The sequence below is a fragment of the Candidatus Pelagibacter bacterium nBUS_49 genome (assembly GCF_051200925.1).
Lineage (GTDB): Bacteria > Pseudomonadota > Alphaproteobacteria > Pelagibacterales > Pelagibacteraceae > Pelagibacter.
In genome coordinates this window covers 438,321-459,311 of record NZ_CP172837.1, presented here as the reverse complement: position 1 = coordinate 459,311, position 20,991 = coordinate 438,321, and the positions used below count along the sequence as shown (strand labels likewise).

The 20,991-nt window shown below is 31.1% G+C and carries 19 protein-coding genes; 11 read left to right on the top strand and 8 right to left on the bottom strand.

The features are described from left to right. The first annotated feature begins 7 nt into the window (after positions 1-7). Entirely contained in the window at positions 8-985 is a 978-nt protein-coding gene (gene galE / locus ACIJYF_RS02460) for a UDP-glucose 4-epimerase GalE (RefSeq protein WP_435117471.1), read from the top strand. Positions 986-1,001: 16 nt separating this feature from the next. On the opposite strand, the gene ald is transcribed toward galE, so the two are convergent. Together ald and ACIJYF_RS02450 are read right to left on the bottom strand one after the other, a co-directional pair. Then, entirely contained in the window at positions 1,002-2,120 is a 1,119-nt protein-coding gene (gene ald, locus ACIJYF_RS02455; RefSeq protein WP_435117469.1) for an alanine dehydrogenase, read from the bottom strand. Between the two features lie 35 nt (positions 2,121-2,155). After that, positions 2,156-3,502, bottom strand: coding sequence for an aspartate aminotransferase family protein (locus ACIJYF_RS02450; RefSeq protein WP_435117467.1), 1,347 nt, complete (start codon positions 3,500-3,502; stop codon positions 2,156-2,158). A gap of 187 nt (positions 3,503-3,689) precedes the next feature. On the opposite strand from ACIJYF_RS02450, the gene ACIJYF_RS02445 reads away from it, so the two are divergent. The 4 genes from ACIJYF_RS02445 (at position 3,690) to ACIJYF_RS02430 (ending at position 8,437) form a co-directional block, all read left to right on the top strand. After that, on the top strand, positions 3,690-4,631 hold the full coding sequence (locus ACIJYF_RS02445) for an ABC transporter substrate-binding protein (protein WP_435117465.1): 942 nt from the start codon (positions 3,690-3,692) through the stop codon (positions 4,629-4,631). A gap of 89 nt (positions 4,632-4,720) precedes the next feature. Then, positions 4,721-5,518 (top strand): ABC transporter ATP-binding protein, encoded by a 798-nt coding sequence (locus ACIJYF_RS02440; protein WP_271497342.1) that lies wholly within the window; start codon positions 4,721-4,723, stop codon positions 5,516-5,518. Between the two features lies 1 nt (position 5,519). Further along, positions 5,520-7,430 carry an ABC transporter permease gene (locus tag ACIJYF_RS02435; protein ID WP_435117463.1) on the top strand — a complete coding sequence of 637 codons (1,911 nt, stop codon included), beginning with the start codon at positions 5,520-5,522 and terminating at the stop codon, positions 7,428-7,430. Positions 7,431-7,432: 2 nt separating this feature from the next. Next, on the top strand, positions 7,433-8,437 hold the full coding sequence (locus tag ACIJYF_RS02430) for an Ldh family oxidoreductase (protein WP_435117461.1): 1,005 nt from the start codon (positions 7,433-7,435) through the stop codon (positions 8,435-8,437). Here the strand turns inward: ACIJYF_RS02430 and ACIJYF_RS02425 are convergent. Then, positions 8,417-8,617: a hypothetical protein gene (locus ACIJYF_RS02425; RefSeq protein ID WP_435117458.1), complete on the bottom strand. Its 201-nt coding sequence runs from the start codon at positions 8,615-8,617 to the stop codon at positions 8,417-8,419. The two genes, ACIJYF_RS02430 and ACIJYF_RS02425, sit on opposite strands and share 21 nt — an antisense overlap. A gap of 61 nt (positions 8,618-8,678) precedes the next feature. Further along, complete coding sequence (locus tag ACIJYF_RS02420) at positions 8,679-8,870, bottom strand: hypothetical protein (RefSeq protein ID WP_435117456.1); 192 nt, start codon at positions 8,868-8,870, stop codon at positions 8,679-8,681. A 103-nt stretch (positions 8,871-8,973) separates the two neighbouring features. On the opposite strand from ACIJYF_RS02420, the gene ACIJYF_RS02415 reads away from it, so the two are divergent. Continuing rightward, a complete protein-coding gene (locus ACIJYF_RS02415) occupies positions 8,974-9,939 on the top strand; it encodes a MarR family transcriptional regulator (protein ID WP_435117454.1) in 966 nt (321 codons plus the stop codon). Here ACIJYF_RS02415 and ACIJYF_RS02410 read toward each other — a convergent pair. Continuing rightward, entirely contained in the window at positions 9,932-10,777 is an 846-nt protein-coding gene (locus ACIJYF_RS02410; protein WP_435117452.1) for a bile acid:sodium symporter family protein, read from the bottom strand. The two genes, ACIJYF_RS02415 and ACIJYF_RS02410, sit on opposite strands and share 8 nt — an antisense overlap. 156 nt (positions 10,778-10,933) lie before the next feature. Between ACIJYF_RS02410 and ACIJYF_RS02405 the strand changes: the two genes are divergently transcribed. Genes ACIJYF_RS02405 through ACIJYF_RS02395 form a run of 3 tightly spaced genes read left to right on the top strand, consistent with a single transcriptional unit; the run spans position 10,934 to position 15,237 of the window. Further along, positions 10,934-11,971 carry an ABC transporter substrate-binding protein gene (locus ACIJYF_RS02405; protein ID WP_435117450.1) on the top strand — a complete coding sequence of 346 codons (1,038 nt, stop codon included), beginning with the start codon at positions 10,934-10,936 and terminating at the stop codon, positions 11,969-11,971. A gap of 12 nt (positions 11,972-11,983) precedes the next feature. Continuing rightward, positions 11,984-14,182, top strand: coding sequence for an ABC transporter permease (locus tag ACIJYF_RS02400; protein ID WP_435117448.1), 2,199 nt, complete (start codon positions 11,984-11,986; stop codon positions 14,180-14,182). Continuing rightward, positions 14,182-15,237, top strand: a complete 1,056-nt coding sequence (locus tag ACIJYF_RS02395; RefSeq protein WP_435117446.1) for an ABC transporter ATP-binding protein — start codon at positions 14,182-14,184, stop codon at positions 15,235-15,237. The genes ACIJYF_RS02400 and ACIJYF_RS02395 overlap by 1 nt, the downstream gene beginning before the upstream one ends. On the opposite strand, the gene ACIJYF_RS02390 is transcribed toward ACIJYF_RS02395, so the two are convergent. Continuing rightward, positions 15,218-16,408 (bottom strand): epoxide hydrolase family protein, encoded by a 1,191-nt coding sequence (locus ACIJYF_RS02390; protein ID WP_435117444.1) that lies wholly within the window; start codon positions 16,406-16,408, stop codon positions 15,218-15,220. The genes ACIJYF_RS02395 and ACIJYF_RS02390 overlap by 20 nt on opposite strands. Before the next feature lie 72 nt (positions 16,409-16,480). Here ACIJYF_RS02390 and ACIJYF_RS02385 point away from each other — a divergent pair, with 72 nt between their 5' ends. After that, positions 16,481-17,392 carry a bifunctional enoyl-CoA hydratase/phosphate acetyltransferase gene (locus tag ACIJYF_RS02385; protein WP_435117442.1) on the top strand — a complete coding sequence of 304 codons (912 nt, stop codon included), beginning with the start codon at positions 16,481-16,483 and terminating at the stop codon, positions 17,390-17,392. 165 nt (positions 17,393-17,557) lie between these two features. Next, on the top strand, positions 17,558-18,844 hold the full coding sequence (gene hisD, locus ACIJYF_RS02380; RefSeq protein ID WP_435088834.1) for a histidinol dehydrogenase: 1,287 nt from the start codon (positions 17,558-17,560) through the stop codon (positions 18,842-18,844). On the opposite strand, the gene ACIJYF_RS02375 is transcribed toward hisD, so the two are convergent. Further along, the gene (locus tag ACIJYF_RS02375) at positions 18,841-19,896 is read right to left on the bottom strand and encodes an ABC transporter ATP-binding protein (protein ID WP_435117440.1); all 1,056 of its coding nucleotides are present in this window, start codon (positions 19,894-19,896) and stop codon (positions 18,841-18,843) included. The genes hisD and ACIJYF_RS02375 overlap by 4 nt on opposite strands. Beyond that, complete coding sequence (locus ACIJYF_RS02370; RefSeq protein ID WP_435117438.1) at positions 19,896-20,984, bottom strand: ester cyclase; 1,089 nt, start codon at positions 20,982-20,984, stop codon at positions 19,896-19,898. Before ACIJYF_RS02370 ends, ACIJYF_RS02375 begins: the two co-directional genes overlap by 1 nt. Positions 20,985-20,991 lie beyond the last annotated feature (7 nt).

The window sequence follows — 20,991 nt, the reverse complement described above, 5'->3', positions numbered from 1 at the left end:
ATATTAAATGAAAAATTTTCTTTTAACGGGTGGTGCTGGCTATATTGGAAGTCATGTAGCGCACATGCTTATTGATGAAGGACATAAAGTTACAATTATTGATAACCTTATTACTGGATCAAAACAAATTGTGCCAAAAAAAGCAAAGTTAATTCAATGTGATATTTCAAATGAAAAAGTCGTTACAAAAATAATACAAAATAATAAATTTGATATTGTGATGCATTTTGCCGGTCTAACTAGAGTGGACGAGTCAATAAAATTTCCAAAGAAATATGATAATTTCAATTATAAAAAAGCTAAAATTTTTATTAACACATGTTTTAAGAATAATCTAAAAAGAATAATATTTTCTTCAACAGCTTCTGTATATGGAAACCCTAAAGGAAAGAAAGTTTCAGAAAATGATAAATTAAGTCCAATGAATCCGTATGCAAAATCAAAACTTAAATTAGAAAAATTTATAATCAAAAAATCGAAAATCCATAAAGCAAAATATATAATTCTAAGATATTTTAATGTTGCAGGTGCGGACTACAAAAAAAGAACAGGGATGATTGCCAAAGCTTCTACAAATTTAATTAAAGTTATTTGTGAAGTTGCAACAGGAAAACGAAAAAAATTAATAATAAATGGTAATAATTTTAATACAAAAGATGGAACTACAATCAGAGATTTTATACACGTTTCAGATTTAGCTCAAATTCACAATCTTTCAGCAAAATACCTAATAAAAGATAAAAAGTCTCAAATTTTTAACTGTGGTTATGGAAATGGCTTTTCAATTTTAGATGTGATTAAAAGTATTAATTTTATATTAAAAAAACGATTACCCTTTATTGTTGGCAAACCAAGAAAAAAAGATATTTATTTTTCTGTCGCTGATACAAAAAAGTTTAATAGACATTTTAGATGGAAACCAAAATATAGCAGCTTAAATTATATTTTAACAACTGCGTTTAATTGGGAAAAAAAACAAAAATAATTATTTTTGGTTTAAATTAAATTTTAACTGCTTCATCAGGAGTAACATAGCTGTGTCCAAAAACATCTGCTACTGCTTTGTATGTAACATGACCTTTGTGAACATTTAATCCTGCTAGAAAGTTTTTATCTTCACCTAGGGCTTTTTGATAACCTTTGTTAGCAAGTTTTACTAAAAAAGGTAAGGTTGCATTATTTAATGCAAGTGTTGAAGTTCTTGGAACTCCGCCTGGCATGTTTGCAACACAATAGTGAACTACATCATCAACTATATATGTTGGATCACCATGAGTAGTTGGTTTACTTGTTTCAACACATCCTCCTTGATCAATTGCAACATCAACAATTACTGACCCACGTTTCATTGATTTAATCATATCACGTGTTACTAATTTTGGAGCCTCTGCCCCTGGAATTAAAACACCTCCAACCAAAAGATCGGCTTCGGAAACTAATTTAGGTAAATCAATTTTTTCACTTTGTTGAGGAATTATTTTGTCTCCAAACATTTCAACAAGTTGTTTTAATCTTGCTTCAGACTTATCTACTATATGAACTTCTGCTTGCATCCCAGTTGCGATGACAGCTGCATTTTCACCAACAACTCCGCCACCTAAAATAACAACTTTTCCACCAGACACTCCTGGTGCTCCTCCTAGTAATAGCCCTCTTCCTTTTTGATTTTTTTCTAGGCAATGTGCTCCTGCCTGAACAGACATACGTCCCGCAACTGCACTCATTGGTGCAAGCAAAGGCAATCTTCCATTATCATCTGTTACAGTTTCGTAAGCTATATTTATACTTTTAGATTTTATTAAACCTTCAGTTAATTCCTTAGCAGCAGCCAAATGAAGATAAGTATATACGATTTGATTTTCTCTGATCATATCAACTTCGACTTTTTGTGGCTCTTTAACTTTAACTATAATTTCTGCATCATTAAAAATATCAGATGCACTATCAGCAATTTTAGCACCTGCATTTGTATATTGCTCGTTTTCAAAACCTGCTTCAAAACCACCATTGTTTTCAACGATAACTTCATGACCCTCTGAAACTAAAGTTTTAACACTTTCTGGGGTAAGCCCTATTCTATTTTCTTGTGGTTTGATTTCTTTAGGTACGCCTATCTTCATAACGTTTCTTTCTTTATTAAGTAGTTAAAAACTAATTAGTTTTTTTGGTTTTTTTGATAGTTAGTGATACCTGTTCTAAGTTTATCAATAATTTCATCAATATGTTTTTCTTCACAAATAAATTGTGGAGCAATAATTAAGCAGTCACCAGTTGCTTTAAAGTTTACCCCTGCTTCATAACAAGCTTTAAAACATTCGTAACCTGCTTTGCCTGGTTTAGTGTTTAATTTCATATCAATACCACCCATCATTCCATATCCTCTGATATTATCTACAGATTCCAAGTCTTGCAGTGAGAACAATCCTTTTTGGAAATAAGGTGCTAAATTTTTAGCTCTATTAAAAATATCATCTTTTTCAAAAATATCTTGAACAGCTAATGCTGCTGCTACCGCAACAGGGATTCCTGAATAAGTATATCCATGAAATAATTCAACAGCACCTGTTGGTGAAGAATCCATTACTGCATCATAAATATAATCATTACATGCAACAACACCCATAGGTACAACACCATTAGTTGTAGCTTTTGCCATTGTCATAATATCTGGCGTTACACCAAACTCATCTGCACCAAATTTAGAACCAGTTCTACCCCAGCCAGTGATGACTTCATCAAAAATTAAAAGTATTCCATGCTTGTCACAAATTTCTCTTAGTTTTTGTAAATAGCCTTTAGGTGGAACTAATGTTCCAGTTGATCCAGCAATAGGCTCAACGATACAAGCAGCAATATTTTCGCCACCAAAATTTGCACAAATAGTTTCTAAATCATTTGCTAAATAATCACCTGTCTCTGGTTGACCGCTTACAAATTTATGTTCTGGTAAATGAGTGTGTCTAATGTGTTGAACACCTGGCATTAAAATGCTTGCAAATGTTTTTACATTATTAACCATTCCACCAACTGATACACAGCCAATGTTCATTCCATGGTAGCCACGTTCTCTACCCACAAATCTAAATCTTTGTGCATCCCCTTTAGCTCTATGATATGCAACTGCAATTTTAATTGCTGTTTCAACTGCAGTTGATCCACAAATTGTAAAAAACATTTTGTTTAAATCACCTGGAGTATGTTTTGCAATTCTTGATGCTAATTCAAATGATCCACCAAAACCTTGTTGGAAAGGTTGAGCGTAATCTAAAGTTTCCAATTGTTTTGTAACTGCTTCTGTAATTTCTTTTCTTCCATGACCTAGTGGATTACAAAATAATCCTGAGCTTGCATCAATTTGAGTTTTTCCATGGTGAGTTTTTAAATAAACTCCTTTAGCTTCAGTTATTAGTCTTGGGTTTGCTTTAAAATCTTTGTTAGATGTAAAAGGCATCCAATGTTCATTTAATGAATTTGGTACTGAAGTTCTATTTTCTGAGCTCATAAAAAATTTCTCTCTTTATAATTAATTTTGTATTTTTAAATCTACGGCCTCTTTAGACTAAAATAAATACTTTAAAAGAATATTATTGACACAACTATAGATTGTATAAATAGTTTTTTTTGTTTTACATCAAGCCTAAATTGAATTTTAATAAGACTAATTTAATTAAATTAACAAGAGGATAATAATGAAAAAAATATTAAGTTTTATTCTTGGGTCTATCGTTGCTCTTAACCTTTCTATGTCAGTTGCAAATTCAGCTGCTAAAGAAGTAAGAGTTGCATTCTTTCTAGAATGGCCAACGCCAAACCAAGAAGATAAAGTAAAAGGTATTTACGAAAAAGCTCTAGGTGTTCCAGTTAAATGGACTAACTTTTCAAATGGTGGTGCAATGACTGACGCTATGTTAGCAGGAGATATTGATATTTCTTACTCACAAGGTTTAGTGCCATTCATTAATGCTGTTAAATCAAAAGCTCCTTTAAAACTTGTAGACATTGCTATGGAATACGGAATGGGTGGAACAACTTGTGTTACATCTAATGCTTCTGGAATTACAAAAGCAAATGGTTCTGAGTTAGAAGGTAAAAAAGTTGCTGTTCCACTAGGAACAATGGCTGAATACGTTTTTGACGAAAGTATGAAAGTTGTTGGAGCTGACAGATCTAAAATGGATGTTATTCAAATGGACCCAGAAGAAGGTGCTGCTGCATTAGTAAGTGGTGACGTTGTTATGGCTTGTCTATTTGGTGGTAACTCTATCAAAGCTGCAACTGCAGTTGGATCAAGACTTTTAACTGTTCAAGAAGCTAGAGATGCTGGTATCTTAGGTATTGATATTACATCTGTAACTGACAAGTTCATGAAAGAAAATCCAGGTATGTTAAGAACTTTCATCGAAGTAACTCACGAAGCAAACGCTAGATACGCATCTGGTAAATCAGATATGGGTGTTATAGCTAAAGATGCTGAAATGAAACTTGGTGATATGAAAGAAACAATCGGTGGATTTAAATTTCTAACACCTTCAGAAACTGAAAAGTCTATGACTTCTGGAAACCTTGCTGGTTTTTTAAAAGGAATGGATACTCCTAACGGAGCAGTTGATACAAGCTTTTTACCTCTATAATTTTTAGAGCGTAAAATAAATTTTAATAGGCGCCAATTAGAAATAGTTGGTGCCTATTTTTTTAAAATATTCTAATATAAAGTATTCTTATGAGTGATTTGGTTTCACAAAATCTAAACATGATTTTTAAAACTCCTAAAGGAGAAACAGTTCACGCATTAAAAGATGTAAACTTTACTTTAAAAAAAGGAGAACTTTTAACAGTTCTTGGGCCTTCTGGATGTGGAAAAACTACTTTACTTAATATTACGGCAGGATTTCTAAGACCTACCTCTGGACAAATAATATTAGGTGGAAATGAAATTAATGGACCAGGTGTTGAAAGAGGAATGGTATTTCAACAAGGAGCTTTATTTGAGTGGCTAACTGTTGCCGAAAATGTAAATTTTGGATTAAGAATGAAAAAAGAAGATCCAATTGAAACTGCAAAAAAAGTTGAAGAATGGTTAGGAATTGTGGGTCTTCAAGGTTTTGGTAACACTCCTACTTATCAATTGTCAGGTGGTATGCAGCAAAGGGTTGCTCTTGCAAGATGTTTAATCAATGATCCAGATTTAATTTTAATGGATGAGCCATTAGGAGCTCTAGATGCACTTACTAGAGAAAAGATGCAGTCACTTGTATTAAAAATTTGGAAAGAAACTGGAAAAACAATTATTTTAATTACTCACTCAGTAGAAGAAGCATTGTTACTTGGAGAGAGACTTTATGTAATGGCACCAAGACCAGGTAGAATACATAAAGAGTATAATCTTCCTTTTGCATCAATGGGACTAAAAGAAGATTTAAGGGATATCAAAAACTTAAAAGATTTTACAAGTAAAAGAGAAGAAATTTTAACCATGATTTGGAACATGGAAGAAGAAATAATGGGTAAGGATATATAAAATGTTTACTCAATTTATCACCTTTGCAATTATTGTAGCCATCATTGGCTGTATTATGTATGGGCGAAAGCTTATTAGAACTGAAAAAGTTGATGCAGTATTTGGAAACCCCGAAAGAGCTAAAGGAGGTACACACTGGATTATTGTTGGAAGTAGTGTCATTTTATTAACATGGCTTTATTACTCATGGGATATAGCTAAATCATTTTACCCTCAATCAGCTAACGAACTATGTCAAGTTGGAAAAGTAAACAACTCTTTATTATCACTAAAATATTTATTCCCAATTGAAGAAAGAGAATTTAAAAGTACATCAATTATTAAAGCTGAAAATAAAAATATAGCTAAACTTAAAAATGAAATTCAGAATTCAAAAGATATAAGTGAGCAACACAGATCTTTTTTAATTGGATTAATTGATAAAACTAAATCAACTATTCCATTATTAACAAATGAAAGTTTACTTGAAAATCAAACAAAAATTAAAATTTCAGAACTTGCTGGTAAAATTGATCAATTATCAAATGAATTTAAAAAAGAAGATTATCCCTATGAAACTTCAGAACAAAGAAATAAAAGATTAATTGATGCTCAAGCTGAAGGTGGCTGGGGTGCATCTGGAACTGCTGTAGAAAATACAGTTGAAGTTCCAACAATTCCTAAAACTAATAAGGGTTTAAAATTTGATGCTGCCGCTCAAGAACTTAAAGTAATTAGTGATGAGTTCTTTAAGCTAAGAAATCATAACTTTCAGTACAAATCAGTAATGAAAGAAATCAAAGATGATGTTAAAGCATTTAGAAAAGCAGCAGATGATAGTGAAGAAGTAGCTTCAACATTAGCTAAAGATGTTCTTAAAATTGCAAGACGAATTGAATACGCAAGTATTTTTCCACCAAACACATTGGATAGTATGCAAAATTCTATACTTACATTTGATGAGGTGCAAAAAAATGAACAAGGATCTTTAAGATTAGTTGATATCCTTTTATTTCCAGCAGGAACTATTGTATCAAGTGGCCCTAATTGCTCTGAACAAGGTTCTGGTAGATGGTTACCCAAACCATCAGATACATTAAGTAAATTTATTCTTCTATCAAAACCAAGTGTTGGATTTAAAAATATTCCCCTGCTTTGGTTTGAAATGATGGATGTAAGCAAGATTGTTGGCTTTATTTTACCTGACTGGATTGCAGATATCATTCCAGGCAAATACCCTGTTCATAATGAATTTGGTGTAGTTGAGCCTAACTTTAAAAGTAAAGTTTTAAGTGTAGTATCTGGAGAGTTTAGTCTATTTAAAATACCTATCCCTATGGGCCACATATGGGACTCTTTTTTAAGAGTATTATTAGGTTTAGTAATTGGAATTATTTTAGGAGTTCCTCTTGGATTATTTATGGGCTTAAATAGATTTGCTAAAGGCTTTTTTGATCCATTAATTGAATTATATAGACCTGTGCCACCACTTGCATGGGCTCCGCTTATCATATCAGTACTTGGAATTGATAACGTTGGAAAAGTGTTTTTACTATTTATGGTATCATTTTCTATCATGATTATTTCAGCTAGAGCTGGTGCATCAGGTACACAATTATCTAAAATTCATGCCTCACACTCACTAGGCGCTTCTAGATGGCAAATATTAAGATATGTAATATTTCCAAATTCATTACCAGAGATATTAACTGGTGTTAGAGTTGCAATTGGTATGTGTTGGGGAACATTGGTTGCTGCTGAGTTTTTAGCAGGAACAACTGGTATAGGTTTTGTTGAAAACGTTGCTAAAAAATACTTCCAATATGAAGTTATCTGGATCACTATTTTTGTTATGGGAATGTTAGGTTTATTGTTTGATGTAACTTTAAGAAAACTTATAGATAAATATATTCCATGGCGTGGTAAAGGGTAATAGTGAAAACCCCAATTCTTAAAAAAGAAATTATAAAAATCTTTCAAAAATATGGTCTCAGTAAAGATCATGCTTTAATTTCTACTAATGCATTAATTAATGCAGAATTAGTTGGCGCTTACGGACATGGTTTATCAAGACTTAAAATGTACTGCGATCGTATTTCAAAAAAAGTAATTAATCCAAAACCTAAAATTAAAATAAAAAAAATTTCTCAATCTGTTTCACATATAGATGCAAACAATAGTATTGGTTTTGTAGCAGCAGATCTTGGAATTAAAACTGCAATTAAACATGCTCAAAAAACTGGTATTGGAATGGTGGCTGTAAAGAATAGTGGTCATTATGGATTATCTGGCTACTACGCAGAACAAGCTGTTAAGAAAAATTTAATTGCAATGATTTATACAAATGCTCCTCCGGCTGTTGCACCTCATGGTGCTTTAAAATCTTTATTTGGAACAAATCCTGTTTGTTTTGGAACTCCTACTGGTTCTAAAATTCCTTTTATACTAGATACTTCAATCTCAGTTATAAATAGAGGTAAAATAAGAGTGGCTGCAAGAAATAATCAAAAAATTCCAGAAGGAGTTGCTCTAGATAAATCAGGTAACCCAACAACTGATGCAAAAAAAGCATTAGCAGGTGTTCAACTTCCAATAGCAGGATTTAGAGGTTCGGGTCTTGCTTGGATGGTGGATATTTTAAGTGGTGTTTTAACTGGTGGTAATCATGCAGGAAAAGTGAAAGATCCTTTTGATGATTTCTCTGGTCCACAAAATATTGGGCACTTGTTTATTACTTTTAAAGCAAATTTATTTCAAAAAAATTACAACCAAAGAATTAAAGATAATATTAGAACAATTAAAAAACTTCCTAAGATTAAAGGTGTTAAAGAAATAATGTATCCTGGGCAAAATAAATTTAATCGATACAAACAAAATCTTAAAAAAGAAATCTCAATCCCAGATATTATTAAAAAGGATCTAGAGACTTTGATAAATTAAAAGAGATATTGCTCCAAAGAAAATAATTATAAAAGATAAAATGATTGTATTTTTAATAAATTGTCTTTTTTGTTTTACTCTAAGTTTTTTTTTAAGCTCATGAACACATAGATTTTTTTGATTTTTGACTTCATTTAATTCATTATTATTTTCAGAAGCTTCATCTAACGCTTTGCTCATAACGTGAGTTAATCACTGCTAAATTTTATTTAAATAGCTAGGTAGTCCAAATTGGGCAAAATTAATTTGCAAGAAGAGTTAGAGCACCTAAAGATACACACAATGTAGAAAAAATAATTGTTCTTTTAAATTTATCTTTTTTCTTTTGATCTATTATTCTTTGCTTTAGAACATCCACGTTAACTCTGGTGTTAATTACGAGAGAAGGGTCTTTAACAACATCAGATGTTCTATTTAAGCTTTCTGTACTCATTAATGACAACTAACCATACATCAATAAATATAGATATATTACCGTTGTTCAAAATGGGTTGACTTCTATATTTATATTGTTCAAATTGGGTTTTTTTAAACAAATGAAACAATTACCCAGTATATCTAATCAAATTGATGAAGATAAAATCTTTAAAATTATCAATAAAAATTTTAGTAAAATAGCACCCTATTGGTTTCAATTAATTTCTAGTTGGCTTATTCGTTCATACAATGTTTTTCAAGACATCGATAAATTCATAATTTTAATCTACTTCATTAATAAAGATTTAATATTTTATAGAAAAAATGGATTAGTGATTGATTACGATACATTTTATAAAGATAAATCAATAGAAATTCCAAAAATAAATATAAGTGATATCTCAAGTGATCTTCATATACCTAAAGAAAGTGTAAGACGTAAACTTCAAGAATTAGAGAAATCAGGAGTAATTAAAAAAACTGGAAAAAAGATTTTTGTAGATAGATCTGCCTTTACAGCTGCAAAAGCAGAACAAACTTTAAAAGAATTAAGTATCTTAATTAGTAAGTTTAATGAAATATTAGTAGACGAAAAGATAACCAATAATATTTTTGATACTAATGAAATTTCAGAGTCAATTAAAACTAATTTTTCTTTTTGCTGGTATCAATTCTATAAACTTTTATTTATTTTTACCAATCGTTGGAGAGATAATGTAGCTGACTTAGAAACCTTAGCTATTGGGGTTGTGGTTCTTTTAAATACAGTAGGTAATAAAAGTTTTAAAGTAAAAGATTTAAATAGAAAAAGTTGGACAATGATTGCTCAAGGAGCTGATGATGTCGGAGTTAATGCTATGTCATTATCAGATATAACAAGTATTCCTAGACCTACGGTCGTTAGAAAGACAAAAAAATTAATTGAAGAGGGTTTTTTACATATTAATGAAAAAAAACTTATTACATTGAACATAAAAGGTTTAGCGTTAAAAAAGTTTACTACTTTGCAAAATAAAAATATGAAAAATTTAAGTAACTTTTTGTATAGAATTTTTAACCAGATTAAGATTACAAATACTAATTAGATTTCTTTAAAATATAAATAAAGATAAAACCAGTTATATACATAGTAAGTGCATAAGCTGCAGTTGGTATCACATAGGCAATATCATCAAACATTAATGTTGCAACAAACACTGCTAAAGTTCCATTTTGTAAACCACACTCTAATGCAATACATTTTTGTTGAGCTATTCCTGATACAAATTTTTTAGCTATAAAATATGCTATCAGCATCATTAATACGTTTAAAATTAAAACAGCTAAACCTGCTTGAGCAAGATAATTTAAAATATTATTTTTTTCTTCAATCCAAATTGCAACAAAAACAATTATAAATAACCAGCCAGTTAATTTATTAATAATATTAATTTTAGATGAAATAAAGTTTTCAGCAAAACCTCTAATAATCATTCCAATAATAACTGGTACTGTTACAACTAATGCCATCTTTAATGCAATGCCTGTCATTGAAATATTTTTTGAAACAACTACTCCTAAAAATTCGGCTGAGTTTATGACAACAAATGGAACTGATATAATGCTAATTAAACTTACAACTGCAGTTAAAGAAATTGATAATGCTACATCTCCATTTGCAAATTTAGTTAATACATTTGAAGTAACTCCGCCTGGTGCTGCAGCAATAATCATTAAACCAACAGCTAATGGAGCTGAAAGATCTAATATTAAAGCGATACCTAAAGCAACAATTGGTAAAATTAGCATTTGAGAAAAAAAACCAACAAAAAAATCTCTTGGAGTTCTTAATACTCTAGTAAAATCTTTTAGTGAAAGGCCAAGGCCTAGTCCAAGCATAATTAACACCAAACAAATTGGTGCTATTGTAGTTACTATTTCCATAAATTTTTCTTACTGTATATTAATTATATTATTTCAAACATAAATATCAATTCTATTAAACCTGAAATTGTAAATTGTTATAACTTCGAAAAAAATAATGACAAACCTCATTAATTCATACTAAGTTTCAAGAATATTAACTAGAGAGAGGACATAATGAAAAATATAATGAAACTAGCTTCAATTGCTTTGGTTCTTTTATTTACTTTGTTCGGTCTAACAAACAAAGCTTCAGCTGCAAAACTTACTTTATATTGCAGTGTTGAAATAGATGTTTGTGAAATGCTGGAACAGGCTTATGAAAAAGAAACAGGCACTAAAGTTGCAATGACAAGAGCAAGTAGTGGTGAAACTTTTGCTAAGATTAAAGCAGAATCTTCAAATCCTAAAGGAGATGTTTGGTTTGGTGGAACAGGTGATCCACACCTAACAGCTGCTCAAGAAAATTTGACTGCAGAATATAAATCAAAACATTTTAATGATTTATTACCAGCAGCTCAAAATCAAGCAGTAAATGCAAACTACAAATCTGTAGGTATTTATGTTGGTGCATTAGGTTTTGGATATAACAAAGAACTTTTAGCAAAAAAAGGTTTGCCGGCTCCTAAATCATGGATGGATTTAACTAAGCCTATTTATAAAGGTGAAATCCAAATAGCTAACCCAAATTCATCTGGAACTGCTTACACAACTTTAGCTACGATTATTCAAATTTTTGGTGAAGAAAAAGGTTGGGATTATATGAAAGCACTTCATTTGAATGTGAACACATATACTAAATCTGGTTCTGCTCCAATTAAAGCAACGGGAAGAGGTGAAAACTTAATAGGTATTTGTTTTCAACATGATGGTGTGAAACAAACTAAAAAAGGTTTACCCGTTGTAACTGTATCTCCTGCTGAAGGAACTGGGTATGAAGTTGGATCTATGAGTATTATTGCAGGTGCTAGAAATATGAAGGAAGCTAAAAAGTTTTATGACTGGGCTTTAAGTCCCCCGATTCAAACTATGGTCTTCACTTCAGGAAAATCTTTGCAAGTGCCATCTAATACTAAGGCACAAGCTGATCCTGATGCTCCAGATTTATCAACTATAAACTTAATTGATTATAACTTTAAAGTTTACGGAGATAAAAGTACTAGAGCGGGCCTGTTATCTAAATGGGACAACGACGTATCTGTAATTCCTAGATAATATTAGGAATTAATGAGAGGACTCGTTATCTGTTGGATGCTCATAGGAGGATTGGGTTTCCTAATCTTTCCTTGGTATGTAACAGGTGACGGGTTTTTCTCTATTAACTGGATTAAAGAATATTCTTTAGAAGATTATGGTTCAGTATTACCTCAGGTTTTTATAAACCAAAAATATTGGCTTTTACCTTTAACTGTTCCCCTATTCTTTCCTTTAACAACACTTAAATTAAGTCAAAATAATCCTCTTTATTCAAAGATCTTTTTATATTCAGGATTAATTGGTTTTTTCTATTTTTTTCTTCAAGGATTTTCAATTGGTATTAGAGGATGGAATTTTGAAATTTTTCAATCAATATTTGGTGATGTAGAAAATCAGTTTGGAGTAGGATCTGGTGCGGTTTTAACCTGTTGTACATTTATCTTTTATATAACACATGGTTTATCTTCAAGGGGATGGCTAAATGGTGATAATTTTATCGTTGGTAGTATTGGAAGCATCATCATCTTAGTTTCAACTTTTGTATTCTTCCCAATTTTTAGAATGTTTACAGTTGCTTTTAAAGGGACTGAAGGTGGCTATGAAATAAGTAATTTTTCAGACAAAATATTAAATAAAGGAATTTGGGGACTGGATTGTCTTTATAGCGATTATGCTTGTGGTGTTTTTTGGAATACAATTACAATGGGAACTCTTACAGCATTTTCATCAACAATTTTAGGATTAGCTTTTGCACTTTTAATCGCAAGAACTAGTTTTAAGTTTAAAAAAACAATTAGAATACTATCTGTATTACCAATAATCACTCCCCCTTTTGTAATTGGTTTGGCAATAATAATTTTATTTGGAAGATCAGGTGCAGTAAGTACTTTTTTAGAATGGGGTTTTGACATTGAACCTTCCAGATGGATTTATGGTTTACCAGGAATATGGTTTGCCCAAACTCTAGCTTTTACCCCTATTGCATTTCTAATTTTAATCGGAGTTGTTGAAAGTGTTAGCCCATCAATGGAAGAAGCATCACAAACATTGAGAGCGTCTAAGTGGCAAGTTTTTAAAACTGTTACTTTGCCATTAATGAGACCAGGTATAGCAAATGCATTTTTAATTGGCTTTATTGAAAGCTTGGCAGACTTTGGTAATCCATTAGTGCTAGGGGCAGAATATGATGTCTTATCTACAGAAATATTTTTTGCAATTGTTGGTGCACAATATGATGAAACAAAAGCAGCGATACTTGCAATGATTTTGTTATCAGTTGTACTCGTAGTATTTTATTTACAAAACCAGTGGTTGGGTAAAAAATCCTATATTTCAATTTCTGGTAAAGGCGATAGTGGTATGCATCCTGAGCTTCCAAAAAAAACTAAATGGGTAATTTATTCAACTGTGCTTCCTTGGGCATTCCTAACATTTGTTATTTATTTAATGATTATGTTTGGTGGTTTTGTTGAAATGTGGGGTGTAGATCATAGTTTCACCTTTAAACATTATATTGAAGCTTTTAGCATTGATTGGGTTAAAGAAAGAGGATTATTGTGGACTGGTACAGCGTGGAATTCGTTTAACACAACATTTGCGATAGCAATAATTTCAGCATTGCCAACAGCTGCAATCGGTATTTTAACAGCCTATCTTCTTACAAGACATAAATTTAAAGGTAAAAACGCTTTTGAATTTGGTACCATGTTAAGCTTTGCAATCCCCGGAAGTGTTATCGGGGTAAGTTATGTTTTTGCTTTTAATGTTCCTCCTCTTGAGCTGACAGGAACAGGAATAATTTTAGTAATTGCTTTTGTTTTTAGGAATATGCCTGTTGGGGTAAGGGCGGGAATGGCAGCAATGAACCAGCTTGACCCTCATTTAGACGAAGCATCATCAACTTTAAATGCATCTAGCTCTCAAACATTTAGAAACATAATTCTTCCACTGCTTAAACCTGCAATCACAGCATCTCTAGTATTTAGTTTTGTAAGAGCCATGACAGCAATTAGTGCTGTTATCTTCCTTGTAAGTGCAAATTATGACTTAGCTGTTTCATACATTTTAGGAAGATTAGAAAATAACGACTTTGGTCTAGCAATAGTATATTCGTCTGCACTAATAGTTGTTATGTTGTTTACAATACTGCTTATGCAATTAATAATAGGTAAACGTAAATTAGGAAGAAGAGATCAATCTGCAAGCATTTTACAAGGAAACTTAGGATAATGAAAAAAGCTGAAGTAAAATTTGAAAATATTACAAAAAAATTTAATGAAACTGTAGCTGTTGATAATGTCAGTTGTATTTTTGAAGCTGGAACTTTAACTACTTTACTTGGTCCATCTGGGTGTGGGAAAACTACATCATTAAGAATAATTGCAGGGCTTGAAAGAGCCACAAGTGGAAAAATTTTAGTTGATAATGAAGACGTGACTATATTGCCAGCAACTGACAGGGATGTTTCGATGGTATTCCAGTCTTACGCTTTATTTCCACATATGAGTGTTATTGAAAATGTTTCTTATGGATTAAAAATGATCAACGTTAATAAAGAAGAATATACAGAAAAAGCATTAGAAACTTTAAAATTAGTAAACTTAGATGGATATGAAAATAGAATGCCATCAGAATTATCTGGAGGTCAACAACAAAGAGTAGCTGTCGCTAGAGCAATTGTACTAAAACCTAAAGTATTATTATTTGACGAACCCCTTTCAAATTTGGATGCAAAACTTAGAAGACAAGTTCGTGAAGATATAAGAGAAATTCAACAAAAACTTGGGGTAACGACAATTTATGTAACCCATGATCAAGAAGAAGCTTTAGCAATATCAGATAAAGTTATAGTTATGAATAAAGCAGTGATTGCTCAACAAGGAAGTCCTAAAGATCTTTATAATTTTCCAAAAAATAAATTTGTTGCTAATTTCATTGGTGATGCAAATGATGTCGCTGCAGAAATTATTAACAAACAATCAAATACCTATGAACTCAAATTAGCTGAAATGAGTGTAAAGATTGAAAATAATCAAGATTTAAATGGCAAAGTTAATCTAGCCTTGAGGCCAGAAAAAATTAAAATTAAAAGAGACAATAACAAAAATTGTATACACGCAACAATTAAAAATGCCTCTTTTGTTGGTAGTAGTTATCAATATATTTTAAACTCTAATGTAGGGAACTTATATGTTGTTTCGGGAGATACAAACGACGTATTTAAAGTAGGAGAAGAAGTATTTTTAAGTATTGATGAAAAAGATATTAAAATTTTAAATGAGTAAACTGACCACCTCTTTCATCATAAGGGTCATATCTAAAACTTCTCAAGAATTTTTTAATATCATTCACAAGTAAATCTGGTTTTTCCAATGCAGCAAAATGGCCTCCCGCTGGCATTTCAGTCCATTGTTTGATATTGAAAATTCTTTCTACGTAAGTTCTAGGTGGCCACTCAGACATTTCAGCAGGAAATATTGCTGCTGCTGTGGGGATCTCTATCTTTTTAAAATTACTTGGAAATAATCTTCCACCCTCTTCTCTTCTTCCATAATAAATCCAAGTTGCTGTATCAAAGGTTTTGGTTAATACATAAACCATAATATTTGCTAACAATTTATCTTTAGAATAAACGCTCTCAATGTTGTTGTTTTTTAAGTCAGACCAAGCATGCATTTTTTCTAATATCCAAGCAGCAATACCAACAGGGCTATCCATCATTCCATAACTTAAAGTTTGAGGTTTAGTTGCCTGCTGTGTTCTATATCCATCTTGTATAATTTGATCTTTATCAAATTTACTTTGCCATTTTTTTTCTTCATCTGATTGAGGGCCATCTGGGTGGCGCATCGTAAGACAATTTATATGAATTGCTTTGCAAAACATCGAATGATCATAACCAAGCCAGTTTGCAATAGTTGCCCCCCAATCACCACCTTGAGCAACATAATTTTTATATTCAAGATTTTGAGTCATGAGCTTGTTAAATATTTCAGCCATTTTTCTTGGGCCAAGAGGTTTTGATGGTTTGCTAGAAAAACCAAACCCAGGTAGTGAGGGAACTATTACATCAAAAGAGTCTTTTTTATTCCCTCCAAATTTTTCAGGATGTGCAAGTTTTTCTATAATATCTAAAAATTCAATAACAGATCCTGGCCATCCATGTATTAGAAGTAATGGGACAGAATTTGGATTACTTCCTTCTTCTTTAATAAAATGAATTTCCTGTCCATCTACATTAGTAGTAAAATTTGAAAACTTATTAAGCTCTAACTGGTGTTTGCTCCAATCAAAATCTTTAATCCAATAATCACACAATTCTTTTAAATAACTTTTATTCGTTCCATGATCCCAATTTTTCAAATCAACGATAGAGCCCCATGGATAATCTTTTACTTTTTGATAAACTAAAGATATTTCTTTTTCAGTAAAATTAATGTTGAATTCTTTAATCATTTAATAAGATTTAGTATCTAAAATAATAAAATCTACTATATACATTTTTAAATTTAATTATAATCATTGTCTATGCTTTCAAATAAAGAAATTGTCTGTCCTAATAATCTGCTTGATGAAGCACATAAGAAAAAAGGTGTAAAAGTTGCAGTTGTAAATGCTGGTAAACCTTTACCCATGCTTTCAGTTCAAGATGCAGTAAATGAAAATTTAATTGAACCTATTTTTATCGGAGACCAAAAAGAAATTCTAAAATGTGCAGAGGATTTGAAATGGGATATTTCTAAATATGAAATTATTGATGAACCTGTGGAAAATAATACTGCAAAAATTGCAGCAAAACTTGCTAGCAAAGGTAAAGTAAAGATAATTGTTAAAGGTCATATTCATACAGATGTACTAATGAAAGAAGTTTTAAAACGTGAATATAATTTATTAGGCAAAACTCGATTAAGCCATATTTGGCATATGACTGTAGAAAAGGATGATAAACCATTAATCATTACAGACGGAGCTTTAAATGTTTTACCTAATGTAAAAACAAAAATGCATATTCTTAAAAATGTAATTAATTTTTCTAATAGAATAGGAATAACTAAACCAAAAATTGCTGTTTTATCAGCTACTGAAGAAGTTTTAGATAGTGTCCCAAGTTCTTTAGATGCAGCAGAAATAACCAAAATAGCAAAAGAAGAAAACTTAGAAGCTGATGTGTTTGGCCCACTTGCTTTTGATAATAGTATTTCAAAAAAATCAGCAGCAATAAAAGGAATTAAAAATGTAGTAGCAGGTGAAGCTGATGTATTATTGGTTCCAAGTGTTGAGACTGGAAATGGCTTAGTTAAAATGATGATATATTTTATGGGTGCGTGTGCTGCTGGAGTTGTAGTTGGTGGTAAAGTTCCAGTTGTAATTACAAGCAGATCTGATGAAGCTCAAGCAAGACTAGCCTCTATTGCTGCTGCTGTAGTTGCTCTAGATTAATTCAAGGTATTAAAATGAGACCATTTGATTATATAAGTCTATATTTCCTAGTTATTATCTTGTGTGTTGTTAGTGTTAATTTTGGTTATAGATTGTATTTTTAAATCATTGAATTAAAACATTTTATACATTATTAAGAACCTCTTAAAATAAAGGAATTAAACAATGGCTATACAATATTTAAAAAAATCACCAAAAACTTCATCAACAGATGATACAAAAACTAGAGGGATAGTTGAAGGAATTCTTAAAGACATAGAACAATCTAAAGAAGAGGGTTGTAAAGAACTTTCAAAAAAATTTGATAAATTTGAAGGTGATGTAGTTATTTCTAAGGAAAGAATTGAAGAAATTAAAAAAACATTAGATCAAAAAACTAAAGATGATGTTCAATTTGCTCATGAGAGAGTAAGAAAATTTGCTGAAGCACAATTAAAAAACTATGGACAAGATTTTGAAGTTGAGCTTTCTGAAGGATTATTTGCAGGTCAAAGATTAATTCCTGTTAACACAGCTGGATGTTATGTTCCTGCTGGAAGATATGCTCATATTGCTTCTGCAGTTATGAGTGTAACAACTGCAAAAGTTGCGGGTGTAAAAAATATTCTAGTGTGTAGTTCTCCGAAACCTGGTGTAGGAGTTCACCCAACTATAGTTTATACGGCTGACCTTTGTGGTGCAGATGTAATTATGAATTTAGGTGGTGTTCAAGCAATAGCAGCTATGACAAATGGATTGTTTAATAATGCACCAGCAGATATAATAGTTGGTCCAGGTAACCAGTTTGTAGCTGAAGCTAAAAGAATACTATTTGGAAAAGTTGGAATTGATTTATTTGCGGGTCCTACAGAGATAGCTGTAATAGCAGATGAAACTGCTGATCCTGAAATTGTTGCTGTAGATTTAGTTGGTCAAGCTGAACACGGCTATAACTCTCCTGCTTGGTTATACACAACAAGTAAAGAATTAGCTGAAAAAGTGATGAAAAGAGTTCCTGAGTTGATTGCTGAATTACCAGAACTTCCAAGAACTAATGCTGATGCAGCTTGGAGAGATTATGGTGAAGTAGTTCTTTGTGATACAGACGAAGAAATGGCTTCTATTAGTGATGAATATGCTCCTGAGCACTTAGAGGTACAAACAAAAAATTTAGAATGGTTTCACAAAAGATTAAAAAATTATGGATCTTTGTTCATAGGTGAAGAAACTACTGTTGCTTATGGTGATAAATGTTCGGGAACAAACCATATTTTACCCACTAAAGGTGCTGGAAGATACACAGGTGGTTTGTTTGTTGGAAAATTTATTAAAACTCTAAGTTTTCAAAGAATGACCAAAGAATCTACTGAATTAGTTGGTGCAGCTGCTGCTAGACTTTCTAGATATGAAGGAATGGAAGCGCACGCAAGAACTGGTGATGTGAGACTTAAAAAGTACGGTTATTCTAATTAGGATTTAACTCTTTTACCATTTTCATCAAAAACGAAAATATCTTTTGAGTTAAAGCCAATACTATTTTCAATAGAGTGATGGCTTGGAATTTTTGCGCTGATTTCGTATTGATCCATTTTGATATAGGCTATTTTTTCATTACCTAAATTTTCAATTAAATCTACTTTTGGATTAAACTTGTATTCACTATTTTCTGAAACACTCAAATGTTCAGGTCTCAAACCTAAATAATAGTCTTTTTTTGAAAAATTTGTTCCATCAATTTTAATTGAATTTCCTAAAAATTTAATTTCGTTATTTGAAATAATATTATCACCTGTAATTTTTAAAATATTCATTTTTGGAGTTCCAATAAATTGGGCGACAAAAATATTTGAAGGATTGCTGTATATTTCATCTGGTGTTCCAACTTGTTCAATATTTCCATGATTTAAAATAACTATCCTATCAGCTAAAGTCATAGCTTCAACTTGATCGTGTGTTACATAGATCATATTTGTTTTTATTTGATTGTGAAGTTTTGAAATTTCAACCCTCATTTCAGCTCTTAACGCAGCATCAAGATTTGATAATGGTTCGTCAAATAAGAAAATTTTTGGATTTCTTGTAATAGCTCTTCCAATAGCAACTCTTTGTCTTTGACCTCCAGAAAGCTGTTTGGGTTTTCTTTCTAATAATTCTTCAATTTTTAAAATTTTTGCAGCCTGCATAACTTTTTGTTCAATTTCTTCTTTAGATCTTTTTTCAATTTTTAGACCAAAAGACATGTTTTCATAAACATTCATATGTGGGTACAATGCATAAGATTGAAAAACCATTGCAGTTTCTCTTTTTGATGGATGCAGCTCATTAACTAATTGATCATTAATAAATATTTCACCCTCATCAATTTGTTCCAATCCTGCAATCATTCTTAATAATGTAGATTTACCACAACCTGAAGGTCCAACTAAAACTAAAAATTCATCTTCTTTACCCTCAAGATTAAAATTATTTATAATCTTATTAGTTCCAAATGATTTGTGAATGTTAGTAAATTTTATATTAGACATTATAATTTCTTAATTAGTTGAAAAATATCAACACCAATTTGGTTTAAAATATGGGCTATGTCAATTGGAACCCAGTTCTCTCTAATTTTTCCTTCATCATGATGATAAAAATCCATTACTCTCATTGTAACATTTTTATTGTTTGGAGGATATCCTAACCAATCATTTGAACCATAAGTTGCTTGAATACTGTGCCATCCTGCAGTTAAAGAAAACTTTCCATCTCCTAGTTCAGAGTAATGACCTAGTTTCCAGTAATTTCTTTCTTTGAAGGTTTTTCTAAAAGGAAGTTGATGATTATCCACAAAACCTTCCAAAGATCTTGCAGTCCCTATTCCACTTGGTCCATACCAAATCATTTTATCATGCCAAAACTCTGCTTGTGGATGATCAATTAGTTTTAATTTTAAATCTTCATCTGAATTTGTATTTAGTTCAGGTTTAATATTTAAACTTCTTTGCATTATTAGTGCTTGATCTAAATTTGATTTAGAAATGTTAAGATCTTTTTCAAAGAAATTTACCCCATCAGTATTTATGGGATTTAACCAATTACCTTCGGCACCTCTTGATTTATGAATAGGAAAAACTCCTGTTTGAAATATTAAATCGATAACATCTATTAAGATATGGCTTTCAACTATTTTGTCATTTTTAAGTTCGTGTATTTCGCAACATCTTAAATTAACCATTTTATTATTTGGTTTTATTCCCAACCAACTTTTTTTAAAAATTCCAGAAAGTGTAGAAATTGAAGCAACTTGTATTTTATCTCTAAACGTTCCACCGATTATTAGTTGTGTTCTTCTTTCTAAATCAGGGAAAGACTCGAATAATGGTAACCAATAATCATCTTTAAATTTATCAAGACCACTAAACTCATTAACAGGGTGAAAACAATTAACCTTAATATCTTTTGCAAAATATTTGTTTAAATTATCATCTAGCTTAGATTTTCCAGAATGAACTATATCTGTTAAATAATTATTTACTTTTTGTTTGTTTTTATAATTTTCTTCAGGAGTAATAATAATATTTTCTACGTCTTCTTGCCCTTTAAGTCCTGTGTCAAAATTTTCAATTTTCATATATAAA

Bases quoted from the DNA above. Each gene is read 5' to 3' on its own strand.
- galE (WP_435117471.1), top strand. From the start codon at position 8: ATGAAAAATTTTCTTTTAACGGGTGGTGCTGGCTATATTGGAAGTCAT.
- ald (WP_435117469.1), bottom strand. From the start codon at position 2,120: ATGAAGATAGGCGTACCTAAAGAAATCAAACCACAAGAAAATAGAATA.
- ACIJYF_RS02450 (WP_435117467.1), bottom strand. From the start codon at position 3,502: ATGAGCTCAGAAAATAGAACTTCAGTACCAAATTCATTAAATGAACAT.
- ACIJYF_RS02445 (WP_435117465.1), top strand. From the start codon at position 3,690: ATGAAAAAAATATTAAGTTTTATTCTTGGGTCTATCGTTGCTCTTAAC.
- ACIJYF_RS02440 (WP_271497342.1), top strand. From the start codon at position 4,721: ATGAGTGATTTGGTTTCACAAAATCTAAACATGATTTTTAAAACTCCT.
- ACIJYF_RS02435 (WP_435117463.1), top strand. From the start codon at position 5,520: ATGTTTACTCAATTTATCACCTTTGCAATTATTGTAGCCATCATTGGC.
- ACIJYF_RS02425 (WP_435117458.1), bottom strand. From the start codon at position 8,617: ATGAGCAAAGCGTTAGATGAAGCTTCTGAAAATAATAATGAATTAAAT.
- ACIJYF_RS02420 (WP_435117456.1), bottom strand. From the start codon at position 8,870: ATGAGTACAGAAAGCTTAAATAGAACATCTGATGTTGTTAAAGACCCT.
- ACIJYF_RS02415 (WP_435117454.1), top strand. From the start codon at position 8,974: ATGAAACAATTACCCAGTATATCTAATCAAATTGATGAAGATAAAATC.
- ACIJYF_RS02410 (WP_435117452.1), bottom strand. From the start codon at position 10,777: ATGGAAATAGTAACTACAATAGCACCAATTTGTTTGGTGTTAATTATG.
- ACIJYF_RS02405 (WP_435117450.1), top strand. From the start codon at position 10,934: ATGAAAAATATAATGAAACTAGCTTCAATTGCTTTGGTTCTTTTATTT.
- ACIJYF_RS02400 (WP_435117448.1), top strand. From the start codon at position 11,984: ATGAGAGGACTCGTTATCTGTTGGATGCTCATAGGAGGATTGGGTTTC.
- ACIJYF_RS02395 (WP_435117446.1), top strand. From the start codon at position 14,182: ATGAAAAAAGCTGAAGTAAAATTTGAAAATATTACAAAAAAATTTAAT.
- ACIJYF_RS02390 (WP_435117444.1), bottom strand. From the start codon at position 16,408: ATGATTAAAGAATTCAACATTAATTTTACTGAAAAAGAAATATCTTTA.
- ACIJYF_RS02385 (WP_435117442.1), top strand. From the start codon at position 16,481: ATGCTTTCAAATAAAGAAATTGTCTGTCCTAATAATCTGCTTGATGAA.
- hisD (WP_435088834.1), top strand. From the start codon at position 17,558: ATGGCTATACAATATTTAAAAAAATCACCAAAAACTTCATCAACAGAT.
- ACIJYF_RS02375 (WP_435117440.1), bottom strand. From the start codon at position 19,896: ATGTCTAATATAAAATTTACTAACATTCACAAATCATTTGGAACTAAT.
- ACIJYF_RS02370 (WP_435117438.1), bottom strand. From the start codon at position 20,984: ATGAAAATTGAAAATTTTGACACAGGACTTAAAGGGCAAGAAGACGTA.